The 25,300-nt window shown below is 59.4% G+C and carries 24 protein-coding genes, 1 tRNA gene and 1 pseudogene; 13 read left to right on the forward strand and 13 right to left on the reverse strand.

Features of this window, described 5'->3' with window-relative positions; translation table 11 throughout:
- The first annotated feature begins 42 nt into the window (after positions 1–42).
- The gene (locus IVA98_RS23035; protein WP_247355594.1) at positions 43–525 is read left to right on the forward strand and encodes a cupin domain-containing protein; all 483 of its coding nucleotides are present in this window, start codon (positions 43–45) and stop codon (positions 523–525) included.
- 191 nt (positions 526–716) lie between these two features.
- Here the strand turns inward: IVA98_RS23035 and IVA98_RS23040 are convergent, their stop codons facing one another.
- From IVA98_RS23040 to IVA98_RS23050, 3 genes are all read right to left on the reverse strand, one after another.
- Entirely contained in the window at positions 717–2,027 is a 1,311-nt protein-coding gene (locus IVA98_RS23040) for an adenylate/guanylate cyclase domain-containing protein (RefSeq protein WP_247355595.1), read from the reverse strand.
- Between the two features lie 378 nt (positions 2,028–2,405).
- Positions 2,406–3,257: a hypothetical protein gene (locus IVA98_RS23045; RefSeq protein ID WP_247355596.1), complete on the reverse strand. Its 852-nt coding sequence runs from the start codon at positions 3,255–3,257 to the stop codon at positions 2,406–2,408.
- Between the two features lie 444 nt (positions 3,258–3,701).
- Complete coding sequence (locus IVA98_RS23050; RefSeq protein ID WP_247355597.1) at positions 3,702–4,109, reverse strand: hypothetical protein; 408 nt, start codon at positions 4,107–4,109, stop codon at positions 3,702–3,704.
- A 364-nt stretch (positions 4,110–4,473) separates the two neighbouring features.
- Between IVA98_RS23050 and IVA98_RS23055 the strand changes: the two genes are divergently transcribed.
- From IVA98_RS23055 to IVA98_RS23070, 4 genes are all read left to right on the forward strand, one after another.
- A complete protein-coding gene (locus tag IVA98_RS23055; RefSeq protein ID WP_247355598.1) occupies positions 4,474–5,049 on the forward strand; it encodes a tyrosine-type recombinase/integrase in 576 nt (191 codons plus the stop codon).
- A 128-nt stretch (positions 5,050–5,177) separates the two neighbouring features.
- On the forward strand, positions 5,178–6,116 hold the full coding sequence (locus IVA98_RS23060) for a hypothetical protein (RefSeq protein ID WP_247355599.1): 939 nt from the start codon (positions 5,178–5,180) through the stop codon (positions 6,114–6,116).
- Positions 6,117–6,349: 233 nt separating this feature from the next.
- Positions 6,350–6,919 carry a hypothetical protein gene (locus IVA98_RS23065; RefSeq protein WP_247355600.1) on the forward strand — a complete coding sequence of 190 codons (570 nt, stop codon included), beginning with the start codon at positions 6,350–6,352 and terminating at the stop codon, positions 6,917–6,919.
- A gap of 117 nt (positions 6,920–7,036) precedes the next feature.
- Complete coding sequence (locus tag IVA98_RS23070; RefSeq protein WP_247355601.1) at positions 7,037–7,366, forward strand: DUF3768 domain-containing protein; 330 nt, start codon at positions 7,037–7,039, stop codon at positions 7,364–7,366.
- Positions 7,367–7,393: 27 nt separating this feature from the next.
- On the opposite strand, the gene IVA98_RS23075 is transcribed toward IVA98_RS23070, so the two are convergent.
- On the reverse strand, positions 7,394–7,624 hold the full coding sequence (locus IVA98_RS23075) for a helix-turn-helix domain-containing protein (RefSeq protein WP_212258283.1): 231 nt from the start codon (positions 7,622–7,624) through the stop codon (positions 7,394–7,396).
- 101 nt (positions 7,625–7,725) lie between these two features.
- Between IVA98_RS23075 and IVA98_RS23080 the strand changes: the two genes are divergently transcribed.
- The 3 genes from IVA98_RS23080 to IVA98_RS23090 all read left to right on the forward strand — a co-directional run bounded on the left by IVA98_RS23080 (position 7,726) and on the right by IVA98_RS23090 (position 9,638).
- A complete protein-coding gene (locus tag IVA98_RS23080; protein ID WP_247355602.1) occupies positions 7,726–8,358 on the forward strand; it encodes a DUF4339 domain-containing protein in 633 nt (210 codons plus the stop codon).
- 251 nt (positions 8,359–8,609) lie between these two features.
- Positions 8,610–8,849, forward strand: a complete 240-nt coding sequence (locus IVA98_RS23085) for a hypothetical protein (protein ID WP_247355603.1) — start codon at positions 8,610–8,612, stop codon at positions 8,847–8,849.
- Between the two features lie 447 nt (positions 8,850–9,296).
- On the forward strand, positions 9,297–9,638 hold the full coding sequence (locus IVA98_RS23090) for a hypothetical protein (RefSeq protein ID WP_247355604.1): 342 nt from the start codon (positions 9,297–9,299) through the stop codon (positions 9,636–9,638).
- 366 nt (positions 9,639–10,004) lie between these two features.
- Here the strand turns inward: IVA98_RS23090 and IVA98_RS23095 are convergent, their stop codons facing one another.
- From IVA98_RS23095 to IVA98_RS23110, 4 genes are all read right to left on the reverse strand, one after another.
- Positions 10,005–10,829: a DUF5131 family protein gene (locus tag IVA98_RS23095; RefSeq protein WP_247306364.1), complete on the reverse strand. Its 825-nt coding sequence runs from the start codon at positions 10,827–10,829 to the stop codon at positions 10,005–10,007.
- A 1,033-nt stretch (positions 10,830–11,862) separates the two neighbouring features.
- The gene (locus tag IVA98_RS23100; RefSeq protein WP_247306366.1) at positions 11,863–12,363 is read right to left on the reverse strand and encodes a hypothetical protein; all 501 of its coding nucleotides are present in this window, start codon (positions 12,361–12,363) and stop codon (positions 11,863–11,865) included.
- Positions 12,364–12,849: 486 nt separating this feature from the next.
- Positions 12,850–13,656 carry a hypothetical protein gene (locus IVA98_RS23105; RefSeq protein WP_247306368.1) on the reverse strand — a complete coding sequence of 269 codons (807 nt, stop codon included), beginning with the start codon at positions 13,654–13,656 and terminating at the stop codon, positions 12,850–12,852.
- Positions 13,657–13,763: 107 nt separating this feature from the next.
- Positions 13,764–14,462 carry a hypothetical protein gene (locus IVA98_RS23110; protein ID WP_247355605.1) on the reverse strand — a complete coding sequence of 233 codons (699 nt, stop codon included), beginning with the start codon at positions 14,460–14,462 and terminating at the stop codon, positions 13,764–13,766.
- Between the two features lie 491 nt (positions 14,463–14,953).
- Here IVA98_RS23110 and IVA98_RS23115 point away from each other — a divergent pair, with 491 nt between their 5' ends.
- Positions 14,954–15,187, forward strand: a complete 234-nt coding sequence (locus IVA98_RS23115; RefSeq protein WP_210321724.1) for a hypothetical protein — start codon at positions 14,954–14,956, stop codon at positions 15,185–15,187.
- Positions 15,188–15,734: 547 nt separating this feature from the next.
- Entirely contained in the window at positions 15,735–16,757 is a 1,023-nt protein-coding gene (locus IVA98_RS23120) for a tyrosine-type recombinase/integrase (RefSeq protein WP_247306374.1), read from the forward strand.
- A 62-nt stretch (positions 16,758–16,819) separates the two neighbouring features.
- On the opposite strand, the gene IVA98_RS23125 is transcribed toward IVA98_RS23120, so the two are convergent.
- From IVA98_RS23125 to IVA98_RS23145, 5 genes are all read right to left on the reverse strand, one after another.
- A tRNA-Lys gene (locus tag IVA98_RS23125) sits at positions 16,820–16,895 on the reverse strand.
- Between the two features lie 167 nt (positions 16,896–17,062).
- Positions 17,063–17,659 (reverse strand): Spy/CpxP family protein refolding chaperone, encoded by a 597-nt coding sequence (locus tag IVA98_RS23130; protein ID WP_247306376.1) that lies wholly within the window; start codon positions 17,657–17,659, stop codon positions 17,063–17,065.
- Between the two features lie 193 nt (positions 17,660–17,852).
- On the reverse strand, positions 17,853–18,854 hold the full coding sequence (locus IVA98_RS23135) for a TRAP transporter substrate-binding protein (protein WP_247278589.1): 1,002 nt from the start codon (positions 18,852–18,854) through the stop codon (positions 17,853–17,855).
- 216 nt (positions 18,855–19,070) lie between these two features.
- Positions 19,071–20,633, reverse strand: coding sequence for a 2-isopropylmalate synthase (locus IVA98_RS23140; protein WP_247306379.1), 1,563 nt, complete (start codon positions 20,631–20,633; stop codon positions 19,071–19,073).
- A 468-nt stretch (positions 20,634–21,101) separates the two neighbouring features.
- Entirely contained in the window at positions 21,102–21,368 is a 267-nt protein-coding gene (locus IVA98_RS23145; RefSeq protein ID WP_247306807.1) for a hypothetical protein, read from the reverse strand.
- Positions 21,369–21,546: 178 nt separating this feature from the next.
- Between IVA98_RS23145 and IVA98_RS23150 the strand changes: the two are divergent.
- The 3 genes and pseudogenes from IVA98_RS23150 to IVA98_RS23160 all read left to right on the forward strand — a co-directional run bounded on the left by IVA98_RS23150 (position 21,547) and on the right by IVA98_RS23160 (position 25,299).
- Positions 21,547–22,797 (forward strand): annotated as a pseudogene (locus IVA98_RS23150) (SMP-30/gluconolactonase/LRE family protein).
- Between the two features lie 91 nt (positions 22,798–22,888).
- Positions 22,889–23,989, forward strand: a complete 1,101-nt coding sequence (locus IVA98_RS23155) for an NAD(P)/FAD-dependent oxidoreductase (protein WP_247306382.1) — start codon at positions 22,889–22,891, stop codon at positions 23,987–23,989.
- A 434-nt stretch (positions 23,990–24,423) separates the two neighbouring features.
- On the forward strand, positions 24,424–25,299 hold the full coding sequence (locus IVA98_RS23160; RefSeq protein ID WP_247306385.1) for a branched-chain amino acid ABC transporter permease: 876 nt from the start codon (positions 24,424–24,426) through the stop codon (positions 25,297–25,299).
- Position 25,300 lies beyond the last annotated feature (1 nt).

The raw sequence follows: 25,300 nt of genomic DNA on the forward strand, positions 1-25,300 counted from the left end.
CGGCAGATTCAAGCTCGCTGACCACCAGTCTGGAGAGTTTTCATGAACCGACAGCCGATCATTCGACGCTCCGGGGAAGGCAAATCCGTCAAACTCGCCGGTCAGCCGATGGGATTTCTGGTCACCGGCAGCGATACCCGGCACACCTCGATGTTCGAGTGGACAATCCGGCCAGGCTTCTCCACCGGGCTGCATGTCCACCGCGTGCAGGAAGAGACATTCTATGTACTGGAGGGCGAGTGCGACTGGCAGGTCGGGGACGAACGCGTGCGCGCCACTCCCGGCACTTATCTCTTCTTGCCGCCGGGCGTGCCACACAACATCGCCAACACGTCCAACACCATCGCTCGCGTGCTCATGACAGTGTCTCCGCCCGGCCACGAGCGCTATTTCGAGGAGCTCGCCGCGACGGTGGCACCACGAGGCGGTGCGGATGCAACGACAATTGCAGAATTGCGGGCACGCTATGACACGGATCAGCTATCGACGCTCAGAAGCCAGGCGACTTCAACCCCCACGGCCTGAAAACGCAATTGCTGTCCGCTCCAAATGTCTCGTTTGGGTCCAGAATGCGAAGAACTCAACGTGAGCAAATCGAGTCCGCCATGTCTCGTTCAGCGGACCTGAAGGAGCGGCGCCCTCACTTCTCTGATGGGCCACAGGTGAACATCGGCGATAGCGTCTCAGCTTTTTAAGGCGGAATCGGCGGAACTTATTCAAGTGACGGCTGCGAATAGGCGCATTGGCTCGGCGAGACCCTTAAGCTCAGCGGGTCCCTGGTCGACGAACTTGAGGCCAGCGCCTGCCACCAAGTCTTTTACCGTGCTTGAGGCCAGAACTTCGCTTGCTTTCGCATGCTGAGCTACCCGTGCTGCGATGTGCACAGCAATGCCGCCCACATCGTCGCCCATCATTTCAACCTCACCGGTGTGGACGCCGGCCCGCACTTCGAGATCGAGCGGCCGCACCGCGCTGACAATCCTCTGGGCGCAGCGGATAGCGCGCGCCGGGCCGTCGAACAGCGCCAGAAATCCGTCGCCTGTCGTTTTAACTTCGCGTCCGCGATGCCGCTCCAGTTCCGAACGCACCGCCGCATGATGCGCTTCCAAAGTTGAACGCCACTGCCTGTCACCCACCAACGAAGCTTTCCTTGTCGAATCGACGATATCGGTGAACAGCACGGTCGAGAGGACGCGATCAACGTCGACGGCAGTAGCGGAAACACCCATGAATTGTCTGATCTCCTCGACGAGCCGGTCCTGATCTCCTGACCATGCGAGGTGATCGTTACCCGGTAGTTCGATGTAGCGCGCCTGAGAAATTCTCTCTCCGAGCTCCCGGCCGGCCAGTGCACGAATGCGTACGTCGTCGCACCGGTGCATGACAAGTGTAGGAACACGGATCGACGGCAGGATAGCCGTTACGTCGATCTCACGGTTCATCCGCATCAGGTTGATCACATCAGACGGGCTGGCCGCCGAGCGCTCGAACTTGGCGAAGCGCTCCATGGCCCCGGGAACGGCGGCTGCCGATGGGGAGAAACTGGGCAGACTCTTGCCGGTTCCCCAGTTGGAGCGGATATCGCGCTCCAATCCCCCAAAATCGTCAAACGGAACGGAGGCGCCCACCGTGCGCGCATACGTGCCGAACAGGATGAGACCGGCGACCCGTTCAGGGTAGGTCGCCGCGAACAGGATCGACATCGGCCCGCCCTCCGAGACACCGAACAAGTACGCCCTCTTAGAACCCGCGGCGTCGAGCACGGCGCGGATATCGTCGATCCTTTCATCGAGATGCGGGACACCGACGCCGCGATCGCTGAGACCCGTGCCGCGTTTGTCGAATCGGATCAGTCGCGAGAACGAGCCGAGGTCGTTAAGGAAGCGCGCGGCGTTGGGATTCTCCCACGACAGCTCCAGATGCGATACAAAGCCGGGCGTCATGAGCAAATCCGGACCGTCTTGTCCGGATATTTGGTACGCGACGAAGACCTCGCCGCTGGTCACATAGCGCGTCTCGACAACCATTGGGTTTTCGCCGGCCTCGCCCGCTGGGTAGCCTACGGCTAACGGCCAAGCAGTGCAATTGATCGGGATAACCTCGTGAGCAGTGCGCCGATAGCCTCAGCCGCCCAAGCTCGCTGAGGGTACGCGGCGGACCTGAGCTGGAGCCCCTGCCGAGGGTCGGCTTGGGTCACAGGCTGCCTTGGCCATTCGCGTGGCTCTGGTCCGGTCCTTTGCGGAAGCAGACCTCTCGCGTCTAGGCAGTTCAAAATATCGGGCGAAACGCGACTGATAAGCAAACTCTCAAAAGCTTATCAGTTGATTTGAACCGGCGGAGGCGCTCCCTCTTGCATCACGTGGAGAGTAACCGCCGGACGGCGCTATCTTGAGCGCCCCCCTCAATCAATTGAAGCTGGGTGCTAGCCGGCGCTTCGTCGTCGGACGAGTGCAACGGATTTCGCCACCAATATAGTCGAACTCGACGGCACACAGCTTTTTCACATTCGTTGGCATCCAAATGGGCGATCTTCCACCGCTCGCTGCGTATTCCTTCTGACTTTGTGAGAGCCACTCGGGAAGGAATGCTCGCGGATCGATAAGGTCAACAAGTCCTAAGCGAGCCAGTATCGGCAGGGCAGTGCGGATAAAGCTTGCCCGGGACATGCGCATACTAGGAAAGCGAACATTCAAAGCATCGGCGCGATCTGTCAGTTGCCAGCCGACGACCGGATCCAGCCTCACGCCGTCCGAGAATCGCCTAGCATCTTTTAGCGGATCTCTGGGTCGATAGCTCGAGACTGTCGGCGGCAACACTCGTTGACTCGAAATGAGCGCCCCTGCACGATCGGTGGCTGCACGCAAAGCTTTCGAGAACTCCGCCGGAACCCAGTCAATGCTGTCGGTCTCCGAATCGTAGGCTGCATATTTCCAAATATCTTGAGGATATTCGACAGTATTGACCCAAATGGGCTGCCCGCCTCCGTGACGCACAAATTTCTTCTGATCTGCGGATAGCCAATCCGGCTCGCCCGCAGAAGGCGTCACCGTAGCGACTAACCCGAGTGAGGCTAGCAACCGAATTGCTAAACTGGAGAATTCCGCCTTAGATTTGGTTGACGGACAATGCGCGGCAAAGTGACGAGCTGCAACCTCAAGTTCGGCAGCCACAGCTGGTTCTAACCGAACTCCGTCCACAAATCGTCGCGTATCTTTGAGAGATTTAAGTGCGGGCCTGAAGTTTGGATTCGTGGTCATGATGACTCCCTCGAGTAAATTGAGTGAGTCACTTTACAAGTTTGATTTTGTGGGCTCGCGAGAGCAAATACGTGTCTGACAGTGCATGATTAATTACGCTGCCAGCGAGGCTGCGATTGCACCCTCGCGCTGATATCTCTCCACTCTGCGATGAAGTGCAATCTGCGCACGCCGTTCTGCACACTTTGCACACGGCAACACGAAATACGCTGGGTCCACTCCAGCTCAGAACTGATAATGAAATTCTGATTTCCTTATCAGTCGAGGCGACGTGCCCATTTCCCCCAAACATCAATCTTCTTGCACCTCGCGCCACCTTAACCGTCCGTCGCCATCGAGACGGTCAATGCTCACTCGGCGAAACCGTCGGCTCTCTGAAGAAAACTATAGAGGGGCAGGCTTGACGGCCTGCCCCATGGAGAAGGCTCTCGACGCTCGGCTTAACTATCCGGCCGTTAGCGCGCGGTCGGTCGTTTCAACAATGTAGTCATCTCTGTACTTTCCGATCCATAAGCCGTGCTCTTCTATTTGGTCCGCAAAGTTTCGAAGGGTGTGCACAACATCGGAAGCACTCATTTCCGCGCCCGCCAATATGATCAATTCGTCTCTAAGCGCACCATGCGCGATTGGCGGAACGAACTTTCCTCGACTTCGTCTCATCTCACGGTACCCACGCGTTTCCTTCTTTTTATCCTTTTCATCGGGATCGTAGAAGGTCAGCTTGTAGTCGCAAAGTCGACTTCCGGAGCGCGTGCCCGGATACTGTACGACAAGAGCGGACGTGACGCCGAATATTTCCTCTCGCTCTTGCACGCATTGATCAAGCTCGATTTCAACCTTTTTGTCTTTCATAGTTCTCTCCTCGATTTCTTGCCTGCCCAGAAACAGGCAGGTCACAGCTCGGTGCTCTGCCCGTGACGACGGTCACGGTCCCATCCTTTACAAGTTCATTTTCCGCCTTTGGCGCAGACGATCTCGCCGTCTCTTTCTGAACGTGCTGAACTGCAATTTGCATGCGCCATAGCGACTACGTTGCGGCGAGCAGTCTGTGCACGCCGTGCCGCACAATTTGCACATGATCTTAGGCAGGCGGAGCGCACTGCAGCTACGGACTGATAAGGAAATCTTGACACTCTATCAGTCAGAGACATGCTAGATTTTCCCTTGCACGCACAGCCTGATTGTCTAGAATCTTGCTGTAACTGGTTTAAGCACGATGGCCGGCAAGCAAGCCAAGACACTTTCGACTGATCATATCGACGATCTCTTGTTTTTCGCCGCGCGCTCTCGCCACCCACTTCGCAACCGCCTCATCGTCTTGCTCTCGGTCAAGGCAGGTCTTCGCGCAGCCGAGATCGCCAAATTGACGTGGGCGATGCTGCTCAATCCAAGCGGCGAAGTCGGCAGCACGCTTGAAGTTCGCGACGAGATCGCCAAGAAGCGCAGCGGCCGCTCGATTCCAATTCATCCTGAGCTTCGGCAAACTCTCATCGAGGCGCGGCAGCTGTCTCGGGGGCAAGGCCCCCTCATTCGATCTGAGCGCGGCGGCGCAATGACACCGATGAGCATCGTGGTCTGGTTCAGCCGCGCTTACGAGGAGCTCGGGTTCGAGGGATGCTCGTCGCACTCCGGGCGTCGAACTTTCATTACGCGAGCGGCTCGCTCGGTTCATAAGGCGGGCGGCTCGCTGCGCGACGTTCAACTGCTGGCCGGCCACCGATCCATCCAGACGACCCAGCGCTATATCGACGGCGAGAGCGACGCTCAACGGAGACTAGTATCCCTCATCTAGCAACCAGCATTCCGGGCCGTCGCTCGACGAAAGCCGCTACCGGCAACAGGCTGGTCGCGACGAGAACCCCAGATCCGCTAGGCCGGGCTGAGAGCTTGATCCGGACTGTCTGCGCGGTCGCGGGGTCGATGTCGTTCCTTGAGGAGATCGACGACGAGGCTCGGCACGCGGGCTTGGTTCGAGCTGTCGCCCTCGCCGACACGCCGCCGATTTTCGATTGGCTCGTTACGACGTTTAGCTTCCAAGGCATCTCCGACCGCGTCGCACGCAGCTACATCCACAAGCATGGCACGGCGTCCTGGTCGGCGATTGCAGCGAGCGAGAAGAATACTCCCTCTTGCCCGAAGCTGCGCAGCTACTGGCATTTCGAAGGCTGTCGATACGACAAGACCAGCTTTACCTGCGCGGAGCCCGACCACATTGATGCGTGCGCCCTGCCCCGGCCGCGCCTACGCAACGGTCGACTGAACCAAACTGCGTATTCGCTCTTCTTGTTCGTCCGCGACCTAGCCGAGGGCGACCTAGTGGGCTGGATAGATGGCCGACTGGACAGCGCGAAAGGTGCAACCAGAGCCGAACTGGAAGCGGCGCGTCAAGACGCCTTGATCGGACCTCTGCGAAACGTCTACGGCGTCTCCGACAAGATATTGATGATGACGCTTTCGACGCTGTTGATCGGCGTACGCGAGCATCGGCCGCTTTGGCTTGAGACCGGTACCGCGATGATCGCGGTAGACACGCTGGTTCATAATTTTCTGCATCGCTCCGGCATTTTACAGGACTGCGGTAGCTCTCACGTTTACGGCGCGGCTTGTTACGGTCCGGGTGGCTGTGCCGAGATTATCAGGACCGTGGCCGGCCGTATCGATACGCGCACCTTGAACCCGGCATTCCCGCAGAGGTTCGCTAGGTTCGTGCAAAATGCCATTTGGAGGCTGTGCTCTCTCGACGGCCTCAACGTGTGCAATGGCAACAAGATCGACGACCGGCAAGCCTGCCAAATCGGCTATTGCCACCTGTATCAGAGATGCAGTCGAATACCACTGAACGCGCGAAAATTGACGTAAAAACAGATACTTAGAACGTGTTTTAGTGCATATTTCGCTTGAGACGGCGCTACGGTTCGCCTATACTCGCTCTGCAAGGTCTAGAAACGACTTTGCAATTTATAGTGGAGAACTTCCGTGATTAAGTTGCCTCGGCGGGCGCCTGGCCCGCCACCGTGGCCAAGCCATGACATCGCTAGAACCGCAGACCACGGGGCCCTATTGGGCCCCGTCTGCTTTTGAGGAGGAGAAACATGGGAAAGCAGCCAGAGAAGAAGACGGCGAACTCACCAGACAAGCTCTTTGTCTTCGGCCTTGATGAAGACGGAAAGCCGAGGGGCGCGCGGTTTGCGGAGTTCAACGAGAAAGTCGTAAGCGCCGCGGCGCAGATGAAGCTAGCGTCCGTGCACCCCGCCTCTCCAGCAGTCACCGAGATCGGCATGAAGCTGCCCGTTGGGAGACTATACGCCAGCGGCAAGGCATTCGTGCCACCGATCCGGCGGGACCTTCTGGGCAAGCTCAAAGCCGCGCTCGATGTGCCTGGCGACGGAAGTCAGGTACAACAGCCCGCCCCAGCGCCATCCCCCGAAAAGGCAAACGAACGCGCCGTTGTTGCTGCTGGCCTACCACGAACGTGGGAGAGCATCGCTGTCGGCCAACTGGTGCTCGTCGAGGACGACGACCCGGGGTTTGGGTGGTGGCCTTGTTTGGTGACCCAGCGCCAGGGCCAGGTCTTAACGCTTCGGCTTCGCGACTACCCAGACAAGGGCACCTACGTCCGGCACATCGCTCAGGTGGGGCTTGTAAACCCCGGTCCAGAATAACCTGCTCGCTTAGCGCCAAGCCCGGACCACGGCCCGGGTTTCGACCACCTGCCCCTGCCTGACGCTCAGCAGGGGCGAGCGAGGCCCACCAACCAACAGACATAATGGAGAACAGGCATGTCCCTTCACACGGACCGGATACGCATGCTCAATGACGAACTTCGCCAGCACCTCCTCGGCGGCGGCGCCGTGATTACTACGGGGATCGCCGAACTAGGGGCTGAGGCCGTCAAACGTCTGGTGAAAACAATTGCAGTGTTCGACGACTTTTGCCAAGCCAACGATTCCTACCAAGAGCATGACTATGGTGTCTTTGAATTCGAAGGCACCCAGGTCGCGTTCAAAATCGATTACTACGATAAATCGCTTACCTTCCATTCGCCCAACCCGGCAGATCCCTCCGTCACCGAACGGATAATCACGATCATGAGGGCTGACGAATACTAACGTCGTTGGCATCGACCAAAAACGGCTTCACTGCTCGCTCAAGAGTTTAACGAGCGGCACCGACAAAGCCTCAGCAATTCGAGCCATCGCCAAGAGGCTGGGGTTACGCCGCCCTCGCTCGATCCCGCCGATGTAGGTCAAGTCCAGGTCAGCTTCGAACGCCAGCTTCTCTTGGGTCATTCGACGCTGCTGGCGAATACGCCGGACGTTCTTGCCAACAATGACGCGCCAATCCTGCATTGCAGGATGGAGCACCATCGGGCATATAGTCTCTAGGAACTATATTCCCTATCAGCGAGATTTTGGGTCGAAGCGAGGGCGAACTTCAAAAGACTGCCTTTAGAAACAGGAAAGCCAAAATGACTGAAGAATTGTCTGCACCACCCCCGCTGCCAAACCTCGGAGACCCGAACAACCAGCCATCAACCGAGTGGTACTACGTGGCGAATGGCTCCCGGCAAGGACCTGTGTCCGCCTCGGCTATCAGAGAGTTATTGAAGAAGAAGGAGATCGCGGCCGACACGCAGGTTTGGCGCAAAGGCATGCCCGAATGGAAAAGCCTGCGTGAGAGCGATCTCGCCGAGTTTGTTGCAGCGGAGCCGCCCGCGATTTCGCCCCAGCACATCGGTAATGGCTACGTCTGGATACTGGCGCTGTTGCCACTGCTTATCGGTGTCATCGAGGCAGCTGTGAGCGCGAGCAACCAGGAAGCTGCGGCTCGATCCTTGGTACTGGGATTTCCATATCACCCGAGCAAAGGGCTACCCTTCCAGATACCCCTTCTCGTCAATGCCTTGCTCGGCTGGCTCGATGATCGAAAATTGAAGCAAGCAGGGTATGGTTCTCGGGTAACCCGCGTCACAGCCGTGCTATTCCAGCCCGTCTATCTGTTTTTAAGGGCGAAGCGCCTGAAGCAGCGGCCGTACTACGCTGTCGCCTGGATCATCAGTTTTATTGCCGGCCTCCTGATATACGCGTCCGTCGAAGGGTGACGTGGGCGCTCAACTGGTCCCGGATCTGCCAAATCCGTAACTCACACATCAGAGGTCACAAATGTTGAAATGGATTGTATTGCTCTCAATTTTTGCGTGTTCATCGGCGTTTGCACAGACCACCCCGCCCGACCCCGTATCGGTGATCCGTGGCCAAATAATGCAGCACTGGTTTCCCGCTCCGCAAGTCAACCTCGACTAATGCTGTCAGCTTTGACCTGGATCGGGACGGAAAAATTATCGGTCAACCGGTGGTCGCCGCAAAAAGCTACGATCAAGGCGGCTCCGCGGAGAGCCTGAAATATGCCGTCCTGGGCGCGCAGCCGTTCCTTTTGCTTCGACCGGAGGATTACGAGAGCCGGAAGCACGTCACGACCACCTTCACTCGCGCGGATAAACACTCAACGGACATCTATGCCTTCACAAAAAGGGATATTCTGGGGGTTGCGACCGGTATGCCTGAAGCTGTGGCAAAGGCGGGCGATGGTTGAAAAAGGATGTAGCGTTTCGTCACCCAAGCCAACGATCCTAGAATGTACGAACAAGGGCAATCAGCTTGTCGCCCGATTGACAGAGAACATGTCGCCCAACGTGGTGACAGCTGTATCCTACATCTTCCAATTTGGCGCGCCGACCCAAGAACTCGTCGGCATAATCTCCGCCCAATTTCATATCCGGCCGTTTAACCGAATTTGGCACCTCAGCAACTCTTCAACGATGCAGCTTGATCAATACTCCACAGAACGGCGATCAGCGAATTCGCCCATCCCGTCCTGGGTGCTGATTATCAACGAGCCTCGGTTTTTGGACCAAGATCGAGATGTCCTCCTGGAGAAGCAACGGGCTGCAGTGCCGCCTCCCAAGTTCTAACGCAGAGGTTTACGCAGCGACGAAAGAATGAAGGCTACCTCGTCGTTGCGACCACTCCGGGAGTTATGATGGGCCAAAAAGGAGAACCGGCGGGGGCAGACCAAGTCTACGTCCTCGGTTTGGATGACAATGGAAATCCTCGTGGTGCTCGGTTCACCGTCCTGAGGGACAGCATCGTCTCCGCGGCCATTGACATGAACTGCCGGGTTCTAATCCGGCAGCCCCCCGAGGTGTGCGCGCTGGCCAGAAAACTGCCGCTGGGGTACGTGCTCGGCACCGGGAAGATAGTGAGGTTATTGATCCCGAGAATTGGATACGATCTCTACAGACTGATTTTGGAAGCTTCGCGTATTGCTGCCCTCCAGGAAAAAGCCAGCATCGTCGCTGCTATTCCGACAACCTCGCACTGAGTCTTTTTTTGACCGGCAATTCGCAAAAAACATGATTTGGGAGCGCATCAACAGCTACGAGCGATTGCTAATGTTGAGACAGGTATTAGCAATGAGCCAAATGAGCAACGGCGGTGGACCTGATAGCTCGCTGCTCGCCGAGACCAAACGATCACGGCAGAGCAAGCGCGAGTGGAAGACGCTGTGCGCCAAGGGGGCCTTGGCAATCCACGCAGAGTGCCCGTAGTTGCGAGCGCTACGGACCGTCGCCCGCTCCAGGTAGACACCGGAGCGGGCTCATGTTGTAGTCCGTGACCTCAATGCGCATCGCTGATGCGACCGCAGCATTGGGCACAATTCGCTTTCGAGGCCGCCCGCGAGATCCGCTTAAGGACTTTTATTCCGATCTGGGAATTCACGAACGAGCTTACCATCGACCAACCCGCCACCCTTCCCCTCTGTATCGACTGCGCGTGCTTCACGAACTGTCATACCCTTCTCCACCACAAGCGGGTTGCTTTCGTAACATCCCCATTGCTTATGAAATGGTGCAACACCAGAGCGGCGGCAATCGGCGATAATGTCGCGAACCCAACGCGGCCTCAATGTGCGGGCACCCGCGCCGCTTTCGCCCCCAGATATTAGCCAATCCGGCAAAAGTTCGCCTGGCGGCAAGCGCAGGGGCCCAAGAGCAGGCTCGTAAGAAATAAAGCGAACAACCGCGGGTACTTTCTTTAGGCGCTTCCATCGGAAATCAAACCGTGTCTGATCTTCGGCCGTTGTTCCGAGCCACACGTTGGGATACCCATCACGCCAATTGGAAGGCAGCATTTTTTCTATGTTTTCCGGCCTCTTCGTAAGCACCAGCCAATCTAATGCGTCGCACTTGCGGATCAACGCGAACAAGTCCCTGCGCCACGAAGAATCAACCTGGTTGTCAAAGACGTCGGCGAGCGACGCGCAAAATACCCGAGGTCGGTGGCCATTTTCCTTTCTAGATGTTCTGGCTTGCGCGTTCCACTGGACAGGCTTTCTCCAATTTTGTTCTGACGTTCGTTTGCGCTCGCCGTGTGCGCCCCATTGCACCTTTTTGTATCGGTGATCCATCATTGCTTCGGCATAGCAATTGTCACAGCCCGGCGACACTTTTTGGCAGCCGATCCACGGATTGAACGTATGGTCGCACCATTCAATTTTAGAGTTTTCACCCATCACGAATCTCCAAAGGGTTCAGAGCATCGCTCTGCCCGAAACAGCGGTTTCGGTGGAATCCTTTACAAGTTCGGTCCAGCGCCGTTGGAGATTCCAAACCTAATCGGACGACGTTTCCTCGGAAGGCCTTCCCCACTCCGAGCCGCTAACTAGCTCCGTAGTGCGGCCAAGCGCTCGGTGCTCGTGGCATCGTGCCAAAAAACGAAAACGGGCCCCACTGAAATGTGGAGCCCGCGCCTTCCCATTCTAGACATTCTTTAGCAACGGCCCAACCGACGAGCCCGGTGCACGCCATATCGTCTCCGCTGCCATATCCTGAACGTGCGCGGTCAGGTTTGAGAGCCCCTTGTCGAATTCAGTGACGAGCCGAAGAACCACCCGCAGGTCTTCTCGCAGGTCCGCCAGCTTTCGGGCGAGGCCGGCGCATTCTCATAGCCTTGCCGTTAACTCGGCTAACCCTTCTGCCGAGCTCGTCCGCAAAATGAATGGCAAGTCGTCCTTTATCTTTCGCGCCTCAAACCTCAAACTCCCACCCTCTGCAATTACATCGAACAATTCCTCGACCTCAGCGGGCAGCAACGGACTTCTCTCGCAAGCTGCGACAGCGTGGGTAAGCTCCTGGAGCAAATGCGGGCTACATTCCGGGGCATTTTCTCGCAGCTCGGTGTCGGCACGCGTGTTTAGTCCGGCGAGGATACCGTCGTAACTCATGATCATTTCTCCGTTGGTTTGCCGCAGCATCGAGGCTGCATTCACAACGGGCATTTACAAGATCGCGAATGCCGTCCAGCGGTGGCGGGTTTCGACCCCCGACACCTCACATCTGTGGGTGCGCGACGCCGGTGCGACTAGGTTGGCTGAACGCACAAGCCTGCTGTGGAGGATACCAGGGAAAAGACTTGGGCACCCCGCGGCAGCCTAGAGAGCGCTTCTGGACCGTCAACCGCACGCACGCCACCGAGGACAATGCCGGTGCGGAGGTTCGAACCTCCGCACCGGCAATGACAAACCGTCGGCCGAACTTAGCCAGCCCCTAGGCCAGATACTTGTCGACAAAGTCCATGGTGTTCCCTGCCTCATCAACCACGTCGATGCGCTTCTCTGACCTATCGAACTGACAGAATCCATCATCTTTCCCGCGGTACTGAAGTAATCCTAGCGCATGCAGCCCGAAGAGACGAAGAACGTAATCGGTCACCTGATTGATCGGCTCATGGTTCGTCTGCAGGAGGTCAGAAAACCCATCGACAAGTGTCGACATGGCTACTGGCGCTTCGATATGCTCTACTTCGTCCGGAATTCCGTGATCCTTCACGCCGAAACTGCTTCCCAGCTGACTCGATGGTCGCCACTTTCGAACCTTGCGCCCACCGTACTTTTCGCCTCTGGCGATACCGCGGGCTGCTAGGCACCTCGTTATGAGGTGCATCCTTTGAGATCTCGGCAAATTCGCGAACTCGGGATCGTGCATTAGTAGGCTGGCATCAAGAGTTCGGGCGATTTCAGCAATTATAGCGTCAAGCCTAACGTCCATTGAATTTCTCCTTGTTGGCCGCAATGCGCGGCTGGACAAGGTTGCTTTACAAGTTCGCCTGATACTTCTGCCGCTGCTCTCCAATCGCCTCCGCAGAAGACTCACCGTACCGACACCGGCGCTCAACACCTAAGAAGTTTCACAAAACTCAGGATGCCGCAGGAACGATCACGGACCCTGTGCTGACGGTTGGCAATTTGCTCGAATAGATCAATGATCCTCGGTTTGCTGCTCACAAGCTTATGACAGTTTACATTATACACTGCAGCTCAACGAAGCCCCGGCCTTCGCTTCTGAGAAAAGTTCAATAGGCGAGACCACCGATTTCAGTCGCGGACAAATCCGTCACTCCCACCTCGTCCGCGACTGGGTATTGCTCGCAACCACGCTCTGGTAGTAGGGCTGGTCGGTGTCCACGACCTGAATTTACTCAGGTCGTAGACCGGTCCGTCAGACCCTCTATGCCGGCTTAGCAGGGGCGCTCTTTCAGCGCACTTTCAGTGCGCGAAAGGCTGAATCGTTGCCGTGGCGGATCATCCGACCGAGGAAGCCTTGTTTATGCAGAAGGATCGCGAGTTCTGCCTGATGGTGCAATGACAACTCGTCGTTTTCCGTATCAGCGTTACCGCGGTCATCCGTAGATGGCCTTCGCTTCTTGAAGCGTGCCTTGATGGTATAGGTAGCGGTTGACACCAAATCTTCGCGAAGTGTCTTCTGAGACTTTACGACCACCGGTCTTTTCACGTCGTCACTCTTTGGGTAGTGACGGCGGAAAGTGCTTTCGATTGGAGCTATCCCTCCTCCGCTGAAAAGTAAGTATAGATGAGGGCACCACCTCGGAGGGCGGCCATCATCAAAGTGCTTGAGGTCGTAGTCGATACCACCCAGAACTATAGGCTCGCTAATTGGAGCCCGCGCAATCTGGTTTCGCAAGCGATCTTTGAGCCGATCCCACCGGAAGCTGTCGAGGTGCCCGACATCGAACAAGTCCGCGGGCACAATGCTCGCCGTAAACCAGAACTCTGGGTCACGGGCCATGTATTCGGCCAGCGTTGAGCCCCACCAGCGACGAAAGGCGCGAAGGCAAACTGGACATCCTGCTGAACGACATCTGAAGAAACCACACCCGTTAAGACGCTCGGCGAGGGCGCGGCCGGGCTCACCAAATTCGGGAAGAGCGCTCATAAGACGGCGGCGCCGATCGTGAGCTTCACTCAGCGTCTCGAACTTTTTCAGATGTTTTGCAGGATCGTAGTCTTCGTTGATATCGGCGGAGCAGAAGTTGAATTTCATGAAGATCTCAGGGGTGTTCAAGAATAAGATCGCTGGAATCGATCCATCCGAGCGGCGCTAAATCGGGCGCAGCCAAGGTTCGCTTAAGCGAACCTTGGCACGAGACCTCAGTCCCCCCAATCGTCTTCGTTCTCCTCCTGCACACTCGAGACGCTCAAGGCGGTGATGTCTTGAAACTCGATGGTCGGTCGCTCTCCAGCTGGGACACGAACGAAGCCGATGATCTTGATCGCGGTGCTATCGGCGAGATCATCCAATTTTGCTCTGAGTTTTGGTGGCAGGGCAATCTGAACCTGCCTGTCGAACACGCGTTTTCTCTCTTTCCGGTGCCTTACGTCAGAATGATCCGCTTCGCCCCGCTCTGCAGTATTGGCTCCGGGAGCGATAGGCGGTGATTTCCTGCGTGGATCGTTGAGAGCCGCCAGCTGAGCAAGTTTCTGGATGCCGCCATGCTTCTGTAGGGCTTCAGGGATATTGTCGACCGAAACTCCAATTCGCTCGACTAGGTACCGAAGCGCGCGGGCCGCTTTTGAGGCCTTCTTGCGAGCCTCCTCCGACTTGGCGTCCGTGATGAAGATCATTGCGGCGTAAACGACGTCCGATTTTTGTCCAACGCTCTTCAGAAACTGATCCTTGCGCTCGCGGTCAGCCTCGATCGCCGTCGCAATGCTCATTGCGTCCGCGAACATCTGGTACAGAGCTAGCCGGTAGCGCTGATCAACGCGCCGGTATTCCTCCTTGATGTGGTCAAGGCGGTCCAGCAGTTCATCGTATGAGTGCGGTGTAGCAACTAGTTCTCGGGACATAGGCTCACGTCTCCTTACTTTGTGTAAGCAAAACGCCAGCCGGCACTTCGTCATTCGCGCAGCTTAGATGCTACTCGATTGATTGAATCCCAGATCGGAATCGCTTTTTGACGCGCCTCGCGCATGACTGCGCTGCCACGAATTCCGCAACAGGCGCATCAAAGGTCTAACATGGAGCCCGGTATTGGACCGGCACACCCTGCTTCGTCCGCTTTCCGACCATTGAGCAATTTCGATGCTGGGACGAGCCCGGCATCGGCTTTTTTGGTTCTACAGGCCTCCTAATATGCTGTCAATCGCATTTTTGTGTGTTATGGTCGGACATGAGAGCCCCCTTAACTCCTCGTCTTCTGACTGCACAGGAATGTGCAATCCTGCTGCTGCGTCTGATTGAGCTTCGAAATCAGGAAGGTACGCCGACTAGCCGCGTACGTCTCTCTGATCTCACGTTGCGCCGTTTATGGGGGCGACATCGTCTGGATAGAGAATTCGTGGAGGAAGTTCAGGAGTGGTTGTTTCGAGGTGGATGGACAATTTTCTTTGCGGGCTCGACGTATGCCGCCATCAAGACATCCGCAGTGCTCAATTGGTCCCGCCTATCGTCGAAGCGATTGTTTGAGGAAGTCGGCACTGACGACTTGAGGTTCATTCAAAATGACGACTTTGATTTCGCCCGGCATGCGCGCTTGCTTGCAAGCGAAGCTGACATTTACGATAGCGACTGAGCGCGTGTGAGCTTCGTGACTGCCGAGCTTTTCATCTATTGATCCACGTTCGAAGCTAGCATATCTTACAAGTACACACGGTTTTATCCGGTGTTACGCTAGTTCTCCTCCACTCAGTCTGCGGACGAGTCACGTGAAACAATCGCCGCTGGTACCGGCGACTGGCACGTCAAAATGGAGTCGAAATCTGCTGGTCGCGCGCACAAAGCGCGGCTTACGGACGAACATTCGTCCGCTTCTGATCGTCGCCTATCTCGTGGAAGTACTAGTGCGACTGTCTGCTTCTCGAACTCAACCACAACCCAGGACGTCGACTCGACGCCCTGCCGACAGCTCACGCCGCGGTTGTTGAGCAGGCGGCAAGCAGCTGCCTACTGCAACCTATCGCCGAGCGCTTTTTCCGCTTGGGTGCGGTCTGGCAAGCTGCCCTCGCCCCTCGCCGGCACAATGCGGTGGGATCTAAAAGCTATCGACCTCGCATTGGACATCATGAGCGGCCTCCAGCCGCAACAGGAAACGTCTGCCTTAGATGAATGGAGAGTTAAACGTGCGCGTCGTTCTGAAAGGAGTTCATAAGGTCAACGCCCGCCTCGCTACGGGCGAAATCAAAACCTACTACTATGCTTGGCGTGGCGGACCGCAAATCAAGGCCAAGCCCGGCACGCCGGAATTTGTTCGCGAATACCACGAGGCGTACGCGAGCATCCGGCAGCCCCGCGCCGGCACGTTCATGACGATCATCGCGCAGTATAAAGCTGCGCCAGAGTTTACGGCGCTCGCTCAATCGACAAAGCGCGCCTATCTCGCCTACATCAAGCTGGTCGAGGATGAATTCGGTGACTTGCCAATCGCCGCCCTCACCGACCGTAGAGTTCGCGGCGAGTTTAAGGGCTGGCGAGACAAGTTCGCCAACACGCCACGCAAAGCCGACTACGCCTGGACGACATTGGCGCGGCTCATGTCGTTCGCAAAAGACCGCGGCATCATTGCTACCAACCCATGCGAGCGAGGCGGCCGCCTCTATGCAGCTGACCGCAAAGATAAGATTTGGTCGGAGCAGGACATCGCTGCGGTCCTGTCGGTCGCCTCGCCGGAGATCCAACTCGCGTTGATACTGGCATTGTGGAGCGGCCAACGGCAGGGCGATCTCTTGCGCCTGCCCTGGTCTGCGTACGAGAGTCCGTACATTCGGCTTCGGCAGTCGAAAGGCGGCCGGCGCGTCGCGATGCCAGCCGGCACGCCGTTGAGAGCCCTGCTTGACGCGACCGACCGTCGGGGGCCGCTCATCCTGACGAACACACTGGGCCGGCCCTGGACGTCCGACGGATTTCGTACCTCGTGGTCAAAGGCCTGCGAGCGCGCCGGCATCAGCGGTCTCACCTTTCATGACCTGCGCGGCACGGCCGTGGTTCGGTTGGCGATTGCTGGCGCCAGCGTGCCGCAGATCGCAGCGGTCACCGGCCACTCGTTGAAGGATGTCGAAGCCATTCTCGACGCGCATTACCTGGGGCGCGATATTCAGCTTGCTGAAGCTGCGGTGCTGAAGCTCGAAGCGAGAACAAAACTGTAAAATGACCTGTAAAATGAGGCCACCTCACCGCGTCACGCCTGCTGCTAAGTGCTTGATTTATATGGTGGGCGCACCAGGGCTCGAACCTGGGACCCGCTGATTAAGAGTCAGCTGCTCTACCAACTGAGCTATGCGCCCGAAAGGCGGTAAGGCCTTGCGAGGCCGGTCGTTTAGCAAAGCGATCCGGGTATGGCAAGCGATCGGGCGCAAGTTTTCCAAGGCTTCGTCCACAAGTCCAACATAGCGAAAAGCCGCTGGATTCCAGCGGCTTCGCCAGGGTTAATCGCGGGACAATCCGGCCGTGCTCAGAGCCGCCCCTCGCGGTCTCCGTCCGGACCGCCGTCGCGGTCGAAACGGTCACGGTGGAGGTGCTCCATGCCGCGCTCCATCATGCGGTCCATGCGGCGTTCCATGAAGTGGCGGGGCGGGCCGTCTTCGCCGCCGCCGAATGGGCCGCGGTGGCGGGTCAGCACCGCGAGGCGGCGCTTCTGGCCCTCGTCCAGCGTCTTGTAGAGCGGATCGGCGGCATCGGCGATCTTCTTCAGGGCCGCGGAGCTGGCGCCCATGTCCTCGGCGCGCTGGCGCAGGCGGGCGATCGGATCCTCCGGCCTGTCGGTATCGCCGGGGCCGGCATTCATCCGCGCATTGGCGCGGTCGATGCGCAGCTTGGCGAAATCGCGCACGGCGGCCTCGACCGGCGGCCACAGCTTCTCCTGATCGGCATTGAGCCTCAGGCCGGCGTGGACGGCGGCGATCCGTGCGTCGATGAAGGCGGCGCGGTCCTCGGGGTTCATGCGCATGTGATGGAAGCGCTCCATCCACGGGCGATGATATTGAGCATAGACCGCGCCCGAGCCGGCGACGCTGAGCACGGCGATGGCAGCGATGGTGAACTTCCTCATACGGACCTCCTCTGGAAGGATGCCCTGAGGATGAGCGCGGCGCCGCCGACGCGCAACTTACAACTTGGACAGGAAGCGGTGTTCTTAGGACCACGTAACGGCTGATTTACCGCCAGCCACGATCGGAAATCATTTGCAACAAAAAGGCTTCCGTGCAGCTCGCACGGAAGCCCCCGTTCATCGTGCATCAAGATCAGTTCGTCGTGCTCTTGGCTTCCTTCTGGAACTCATCGATCAGCGCCTGGCCGACGCGGCCTGCGGCGTCCTTGTAGACCGGCTCCATCGCCTTGCGCATCGCCTCGTCCTGCTCCGGCGTGAGCTTGATGATCTCGCTCTTGCCGCTCTTCTTGATCTCGGCGAGCGCGTCGTCGTTCTCCTTCTGCGACTGCGCGTTGCTGAAGGCAGTCGCTTCCTTCATTGCCTTGGAAAGCTGGTCGCGGATGTCGGCCGGCAAATCGTCCCAGAACTTCTTGTTCACGATCACGACGTAACCGATGTAACCGTGATTGGTCTCGGTGATGTACTTCTGCACCTCGTGCATCTTCTGGGTATAGATGTTCGACCAGGTGTTCTCCTGGCCGTCGACGACCCCGGTCTGGAGTGCCTGGTAGACTTCCGAGAACGCCATCACCTGCGGCAGCGAGCCGAGCGCCTTGAACTGGGCCTGGAGCACGCGCGAGGACTGGATGCGGAATTTCACGCCCTGATAGTCGGCAGGCGAGACCAGCTTCTTGTTGGCGCTCATCTGCTTGAAGCCATTATCCCAGTAGGCAAGTCCGGTGATGCCCTTGGCGTCGAGGAGCTTGAGCAACTTTGCGCCGAGCGGGCCCTCCGTCACCTTCCGCAGCGTCTTCAGATCGGGAAGGATGTAAGGCAGATCGAATACCTCGAATTCACGGATGCCGAGCGGGCCGAATTTCGAGTTGGACGGCGCCAGCATCTGCACGCTGCCGAGCTGGAGCGCCTCGAGCTCTTCCTTGTCCTTGTAGAGCGTCGAGTTCGGATAGACTTCGACCTTGACCTTGCCGCCGGTGTACTTCTCGGCGAGCTCCTTGAATTTCTCCGCCCCCTTGCCCTTCGGCGTGTCGGTCGCGACGACGTGGCTGAATTTGATGATGATCGGGTCGGCGCTAGCGGGGCCGACAAGGCCTAAGGCCAATGCCGCGACGGAGGCCGCGATCGCGAAGGTGCGCATAATCTCTCCCTGATGTCATTTGGGCCGCCCGGCGCGCGGGCGACCGTCCTCATGCCGGCTGCATCAATACAGGGCGGCGCGCCATGCGGCTATTGGCCGTTAGCAGGGCAGGTATTCATGGTGAATGCCACGAGCACCGCTGCGCGCCCTTTCCCGCTTTGCGAGCGGGAGAGGTGAAGCCCACGCGCATCGCCCGCAATGACAAGGCTTCGCTTGTCAGCTCGCCGCTGCCGTCGTCACCGTGTCACGCTGGCGCTTCATGACGATCTTGTTCAGCGCGCCGAGATAGGCCTTTGCGGAGGCGACCAGCGTATCCGGATCCGCCGCGCGCGCCGTCATCGAACGGCCGTCCTGCGACAGCCGCACCGAGACTTCAGCTTGCGCGTCGGTGCCTTCGGTCACCGCGTGAACCTGGTACAGCTCGAGTTTGGCCTCGTGCGGCACCAGGCGCTTGATGCAGTTGAACACTGCGTCGACCGGACCGTTGCCCTCGGCTTCCTCGATCTTGATCTGGCCGTCGACGTCGAGCTTCATGGTGGCGCGCTGCGGACCGTGGGTGCCGGCGATCACGGTCAGCGAGGTCAGCTTGATGCGGTCGTGCGAGGCCGCCATCTCCTCGTCAACCAACGCCTCGATGTCCTCGTCGTAAATGTCCTTCTTGCGGTCGGCCAGCGCTTTCATCCGCGTGAACGCATCTTCCAGCTGATTGGGGCCGAGCTTGTAGCCCATCTCCTCCAGCTTGTGCACGAAGGCGTGGCGGCCGGAATGCTTGCCGAGCACCAGGGAGGACTGCTTGAGGCCGACCATCTCCGGCCGCATGATCTCGTAGGTGGACGCGTCCTTCAGCACGCCGTCCTGATGGATGCCGCTCTCATGCGCGAACGCATTCCGGCCGACGATAGCCTTGTTGTACTGGACGGGAAACGAGGTCGCCGCCGATACCACCTTCGAGGCGCGGGTGAGCTGCGTGGTGTCGATCTTGTTCCAGTACGGGAATTTGTCGTTGCGCACGTTGATCGCCATCACAATCTCTTCCAGCGCGGCGTTGCCGGCGCGCTCGCCGATACCGTTGATGGTGCACTCGACCTGACGCGCGCCGCCGACGATACCGGCCAGCGAGTTGGCGACCGCCATGCCGAGGTCGTTGTGGCAGTGCACGGAGAATACAGCCTTATCTGAATTCGGCACACGCTCGATCAGCGTCTTCATGAAGTGGGTGTATTCCTCCGGCACCGTGTAGCCGACGGTATCTGGGATGTTCACCGTGGTGGCGCCGGCCTTGATCACGGCCTCGACGATGCGGCATAGAAACTCCATCTCACTGCGGGTGCCGTCCTCGGCCGACCATTCGACGTCGTCGATCTGGTTGCGGGCGCGCGCGACCATCGCGACCGAGGTCTCGATCACTTGCTCCGGAGTCTTGTTCAGCTTCACCCGCATGTGCAGCGGCGAGGTCGCGATCACGGTGTGGACGCGGCCGCGCTTGGCAAATTTCACCGCCTCGGCGCAGCGGTCGATGTCGGCCGGATGGGCGCGTGACAGGCCGGCGATCACCGCATTCTTGGAGCGGCGGGCGATCTCGCTGACGGCCTGGAAGTCGCCCTCGGAGGTGATCGGAAAGCCGGCCTCGATGACGTCCACGCCCATATCGTCCAGCAGTTCGGCGACTTCGAGCTTCTCCTCGAAGGTCATGGTGGCGCCGGGACATTGCTCGCCGTCGCGCAGCGTGGTGTCGAAAATGATGACGCGGTCCTTGTCGGACTTGTTCACGGTGGCCATTCTAGATTTCCTTTTGAGCTTTTGCGCCGTTCAGTGGTCTGGGCGCTTGAGGTGTCCGGTGATCTCGTACAACCCCTGAGCGCCCAGGCGCGTGGCGCCCAGCCGGCCCTCAGGGGCAGCTAAGAAGAAGCCCGCCAAGAATGAGGGTGGGCAGCGCGGCCGGGATCGTGGCGGCGGCCACGGCCACCTCCCCCGAAATCCCATCGATTTGGCCGCGAATCAGCATTGCCAGACCCTTTGAGCCCTCAATCCTCGGTCAAAACAGTTGACGGTTGGTTGCCGGGAGGGGCTCCATCCGCCCGTTTCTAAACGAGAAACGCCTGCCACTGCAACGCCTAAAAGATAGTCAGTGGAACTGACCTAAATAGGAGAGATTGCAGCCTGCATGAAGCGAAGCGGAATGCGGGAACACTGTCCCAGATTCGCTTCGCTGCATCCAGGTTACCAGACGAACGCAAGACGCGCCGGCTATCCCGTGCCAGTGCGGCGGGCGCGGGCCCTGTTCTCCCAGCGGTTCAGCATCTGACCGAGTTCGCCGGTGGCGACCACAGCGGTGCCGCCATTCGTGATCTCGTTGGTGTTCGCCGGCGCGTTGGCAGGCAGCCAGTCCGGCTCGGTGTACTCACGCCAGCGGAGCGCCTCCGCCCGTCTTTTGCGGGAGACGTAGTCCCGCGTGAAATAGCCGGCCGCAAATGCAATCGCGAGCAGGATGACCAGGACGACAACTTGCACAATGAACTCCGGCTTTGTCCCCGTAAGCGCCTCCAATCCAAACGCATTCGAAGGTGACGAAATTGCGACCCGCCATCGCGCAGCGGTTTCGATTCCACCCCTCGCAACCGGCAGCGGACCGCACTAACCTCCGCCCGCTCGGCCGGATCAACCGGTCAGCGAACATGATCGGGAGGACGCGATGACACGCCAAGAGGCTCGTGACGAAGGGCAGCGTGACCAGGATGCTGCGCTTTCACGACGAACACTCGTCCAAGGAGTTGTACAAGGGCTTGCGCTCGGCGCCGCCGCCACAATGGCCGGAGCCGGCTCCGCCCTGGCCCAGACCGGCCCCGCCGCACCGCCGACGACGATCACCACCCCGCCACGCGATTTCGGTCCCCAGGGCGCGCCGACCACGTATTTCTGGGATCCCGACATCATCGCCGTCGATCCCTCCTTCAACGATCTCGCGCAGCCCAACACCGCGATCAAGCGTCTCTATACTGGCGTGCTGTGGGCCGAAGGCCCGGCCTGGAGCGCGCAGGGCCGGTATCTCTTGTAGAGCGACATTCCCAACAACCGGCAGATGCGCTGGAGCGAGGATGACGGCCGCGTCACCGTGTTCCGCACGCCCTCAAACAATTCCAACGGCAACTCATTCGACTTTCAGGGCCGCCAGCTCTCCTGCGAGCACCTGACGCGCCGGGTGACGCGTTATGAGCATGACGGCACCGCCACGGTGCTCGCGGACTCCTATCAGGGCAAGAAGCTGAATTCGCCGAACGACATCGTCGCACACCCCGACGGCAGCTATTGGTTCACCGATCCGCCCTATGGCGGCCAGCTCTACGAAGGCGAGCCCGACGTCGCGGGCGGCCCGAGCAATGCCGGCGGCAAGCTCAATCCGCGGATCGGACAGCCCGCCGGCTTCGTGCCGGGCAAGCGCGAGCTCCCGACCAACTGCTATCGCATCGACCCCTCGGGCCGTATCGATCTCGTCGTCACCGAAGACCAGGTGCCAGATCCGAACGGCCTGTGCTTCTCACCGGACTACAAGAAGCTCTACATCGCCTCGACCGGCAAGGGACCGGGCGACACCGGAGCGGGCGGCAAGGGCGAGATCTTCGTGTTCGACGTCGGCAGCGACAACAAGCTCTCCAACCCCAAGAAGTTCAGCGATTGCGTGATCGACGGCGTGAAGTGCGGGCCGGATGGCCTGCGCTGCGATGTCAACGGCAATATCTGGGCCTCCAGCAATGCCGGGCGCGCCGTCGGCTATAGCGGCGTGACGGTGTGGTCGCCGGAGGGCAAGCTGCTCGGCCGCATCCGCCTGCCGGAGGTGTGCGGCAACGTCTGCTTCGTCGGCCCCAAGCGCAACCGGCTGTTCATGGCGGCGAGCCAGTCGCTCTACGCGGTCTACACGGCGACGCAGGGCGCAGGCCCGGGCTGAGCGACACAAGCTCCATTGCGACGCTGCGCCGGCGTTCCTCGCCGGCGCCAATCGTTTTGATAATCCTTCGGCGCGCGAGGAAAAAAAGGCCATGCGTGTTGTGATCTGCGGTGGTGGCGTGATCGGCGCCTGCACCGCCTGGTTTCTTCGTCGCCGCGGCATCGACGTCATTGTGGTGGAACGGACAGAGATCGCGGCCGCAGCCTCCGGCAAGGCCGGCGGTTTCCTCGCACGCGACTGGTGCACCGGCACGCCGCTCGACGCACTGGCGCGGCGCAGCTTCGCACTTCATGCGCAACTGCCCGGGGAGATCGCGGGCGATTGGGGCTACCGCCCCATGACCGCCTATAGCGGCCTCGTTGTCCCCGATGGTGACGCACGGCGGAATCTGCCCTCGGCACTTGGCTGGCTCGCCAACGGCGTCGCCATCGCGCAAACCATCGGCACGACCGCGACGACCGCGATCGTTCACCCTCGCAAATTCACCTCGTTCGTCATGGATGCGGCGCTCACGCAAGGCGTGCAGCTTCGTCGCGGCCGGGTCAGCGGCATCGTGCGCGATGCGGATGGCATCACAGCGAGCGGCGTCCAGGTCGAGGGCAGCGTCATCGAGGCGGACGCCGTCGTCATCGCGATGGGGCCGTGGTCGCTGCTCGCGGCGCAATGGATGAACCTGCCCGCCATCTATGGCCAGCGCAGCCCGAGCATCGTTTATGACACCGGCGCGGATGTGCCAGCCGATGCGCTGTTTCTGGAGCATGAGGACAATGGCGGCGCGGTGTCGATCGAGGTTTTCCCACGTGCCGACGGCAGCACGCATATCACGGCGCTTTCCGACATCGCGCCGTTGCCGCTCGATCCCGCAGCCGTGACACCCGACCAGGACGCGATCGCGCGCCTGCAGGCGATGAGCGAGCGGTTGTCGCCGCTGTTCCGGCCCGAGAAGATCGTCGCGCGCCAGGCCTGCTTCCGCCCGGTGACGCAGGACGGTCTGCCGCTGATCGGCAGGGTGCCGCAGAGCGAGGGCCTCTACGTTGCGACTGGACACAATGTCTGGGGCATCCTCAATGCACCCGCGACCGGCGAGGCGTTGGCGCAGCTGATCGCCGAGGGCACGACGCAGATCGACCTTTCGCCATTCGAGCCCTCGCGCCTCGCCGCGCTCGATCCGTCGCTGCTGCACGCCCGTTGAACAGATGGGAGCATGCTGGCGGCACACGTGCATGGGCGTCGACCGAATCTGCATGCCTGACGTGCCCGAGTCACGCTGCACTCTATTTGCGCAGCAATGGACTTTAACCGGCCTCTCACAATCCTGAATGCAGTTTCACTTGCCGAGAATGCCCTCGCCGGTATAGTCGCGCCCCAATAGCTCACAAGAGGCTGTTCAAGGGAGAAAAACAACATGAAGAAGAGACTCTCTGTTGCGTTGCGAATTCGCTCGACGCCGCCGTGATCGGCGCGCCGGAGGACGCCGTCAGGAGTGACGTCAGTCTCCCGAGCTCCATCAAGTTAACCGCGAACTGATCGGAACGGCATCCGGGCCTTGCCTGGAGAGCCTTTCGCATGCGGTGCACGCAGCACCTTTTCCTCCAATTGGCAGCCAGATTGCCCGGCCAATCATCAATGCGAGCATTTCAGATTTTGATCGATGGCTTTGCCATCAGCGCTCTCTACGCTCTCGGTGCCACCGGCTTCACGCTGATATTCGGCGTCTCCGGCGTGCTCAACCTCTCCCACGGCGCCATCATGGTGGCCGCAGCGGTGGCGGCCTGGGCCGCCGCCAGCATTCTCAGCGTCGGCACCTATGCCGGTGCGCTGATCGGCGTCGGCGTCGCCCTCATCACGGCATTTGCCACCTATTTCGCAGTGGTGAAGCCGATCCAGGATTCGCGCCGCATTCCGAACGAGGAGAAGGAGATCTTCGTCCTCACGGGAACGCTGCTGTGGGGCATCATGATCCAGGAGCTGATCGCCTATTTCTTCACCAACAACGCCAAGACCGTGCTGCCGATCGTCGAGGGCGTGGTCGAGATCCTCGGCGTCCGCACGCCGCGCAATGAGATTTTCACGGCGATCGTCTGCTGCCTGGTCATCGCTCTGTTGTGGCTCCTCGTGAACCGCACCCGCACCGGCAAGGCCGTGCTGGCCGCCTCGATGAACCCGCGCGGCGTCACGCTGCTCGGCCTCGAGCTCACCAACATCTACGTCGTGGTGTGGGCGATCTATGGTATCCTCGCCGGCATCGCCGGCGTGCTGCTGGGCATGTTTCTGGGCGTCAGCTCCTACAGCGTCGGTCCGCTGACCGCGAGCGCGTTCTCCATCGTCGTGCTCGGCGGCCTCGGCAGCGTCTCCGGCTCGCTGATCGCGGCCTTCGTGGTCGGCTATCTCGAGACCCTGACCGCCTATCTGATCTCGCCGGCCTATCGCACCATCCCGGCGCTGCTGCTGCTCGTGTTTGTGATGTACATCCGGCCCCAGGGCCTTCTGGGGAGGCGCTGAG

Origin of the sequence: Bradyrhizobium sp. 160 (genome assembly GCF_023073735.1) — a bacterium.
GTDB lineage: Bacteria > Pseudomonadota > Alphaproteobacteria > Rhizobiales > Xanthobacteraceae > Bradyrhizobium.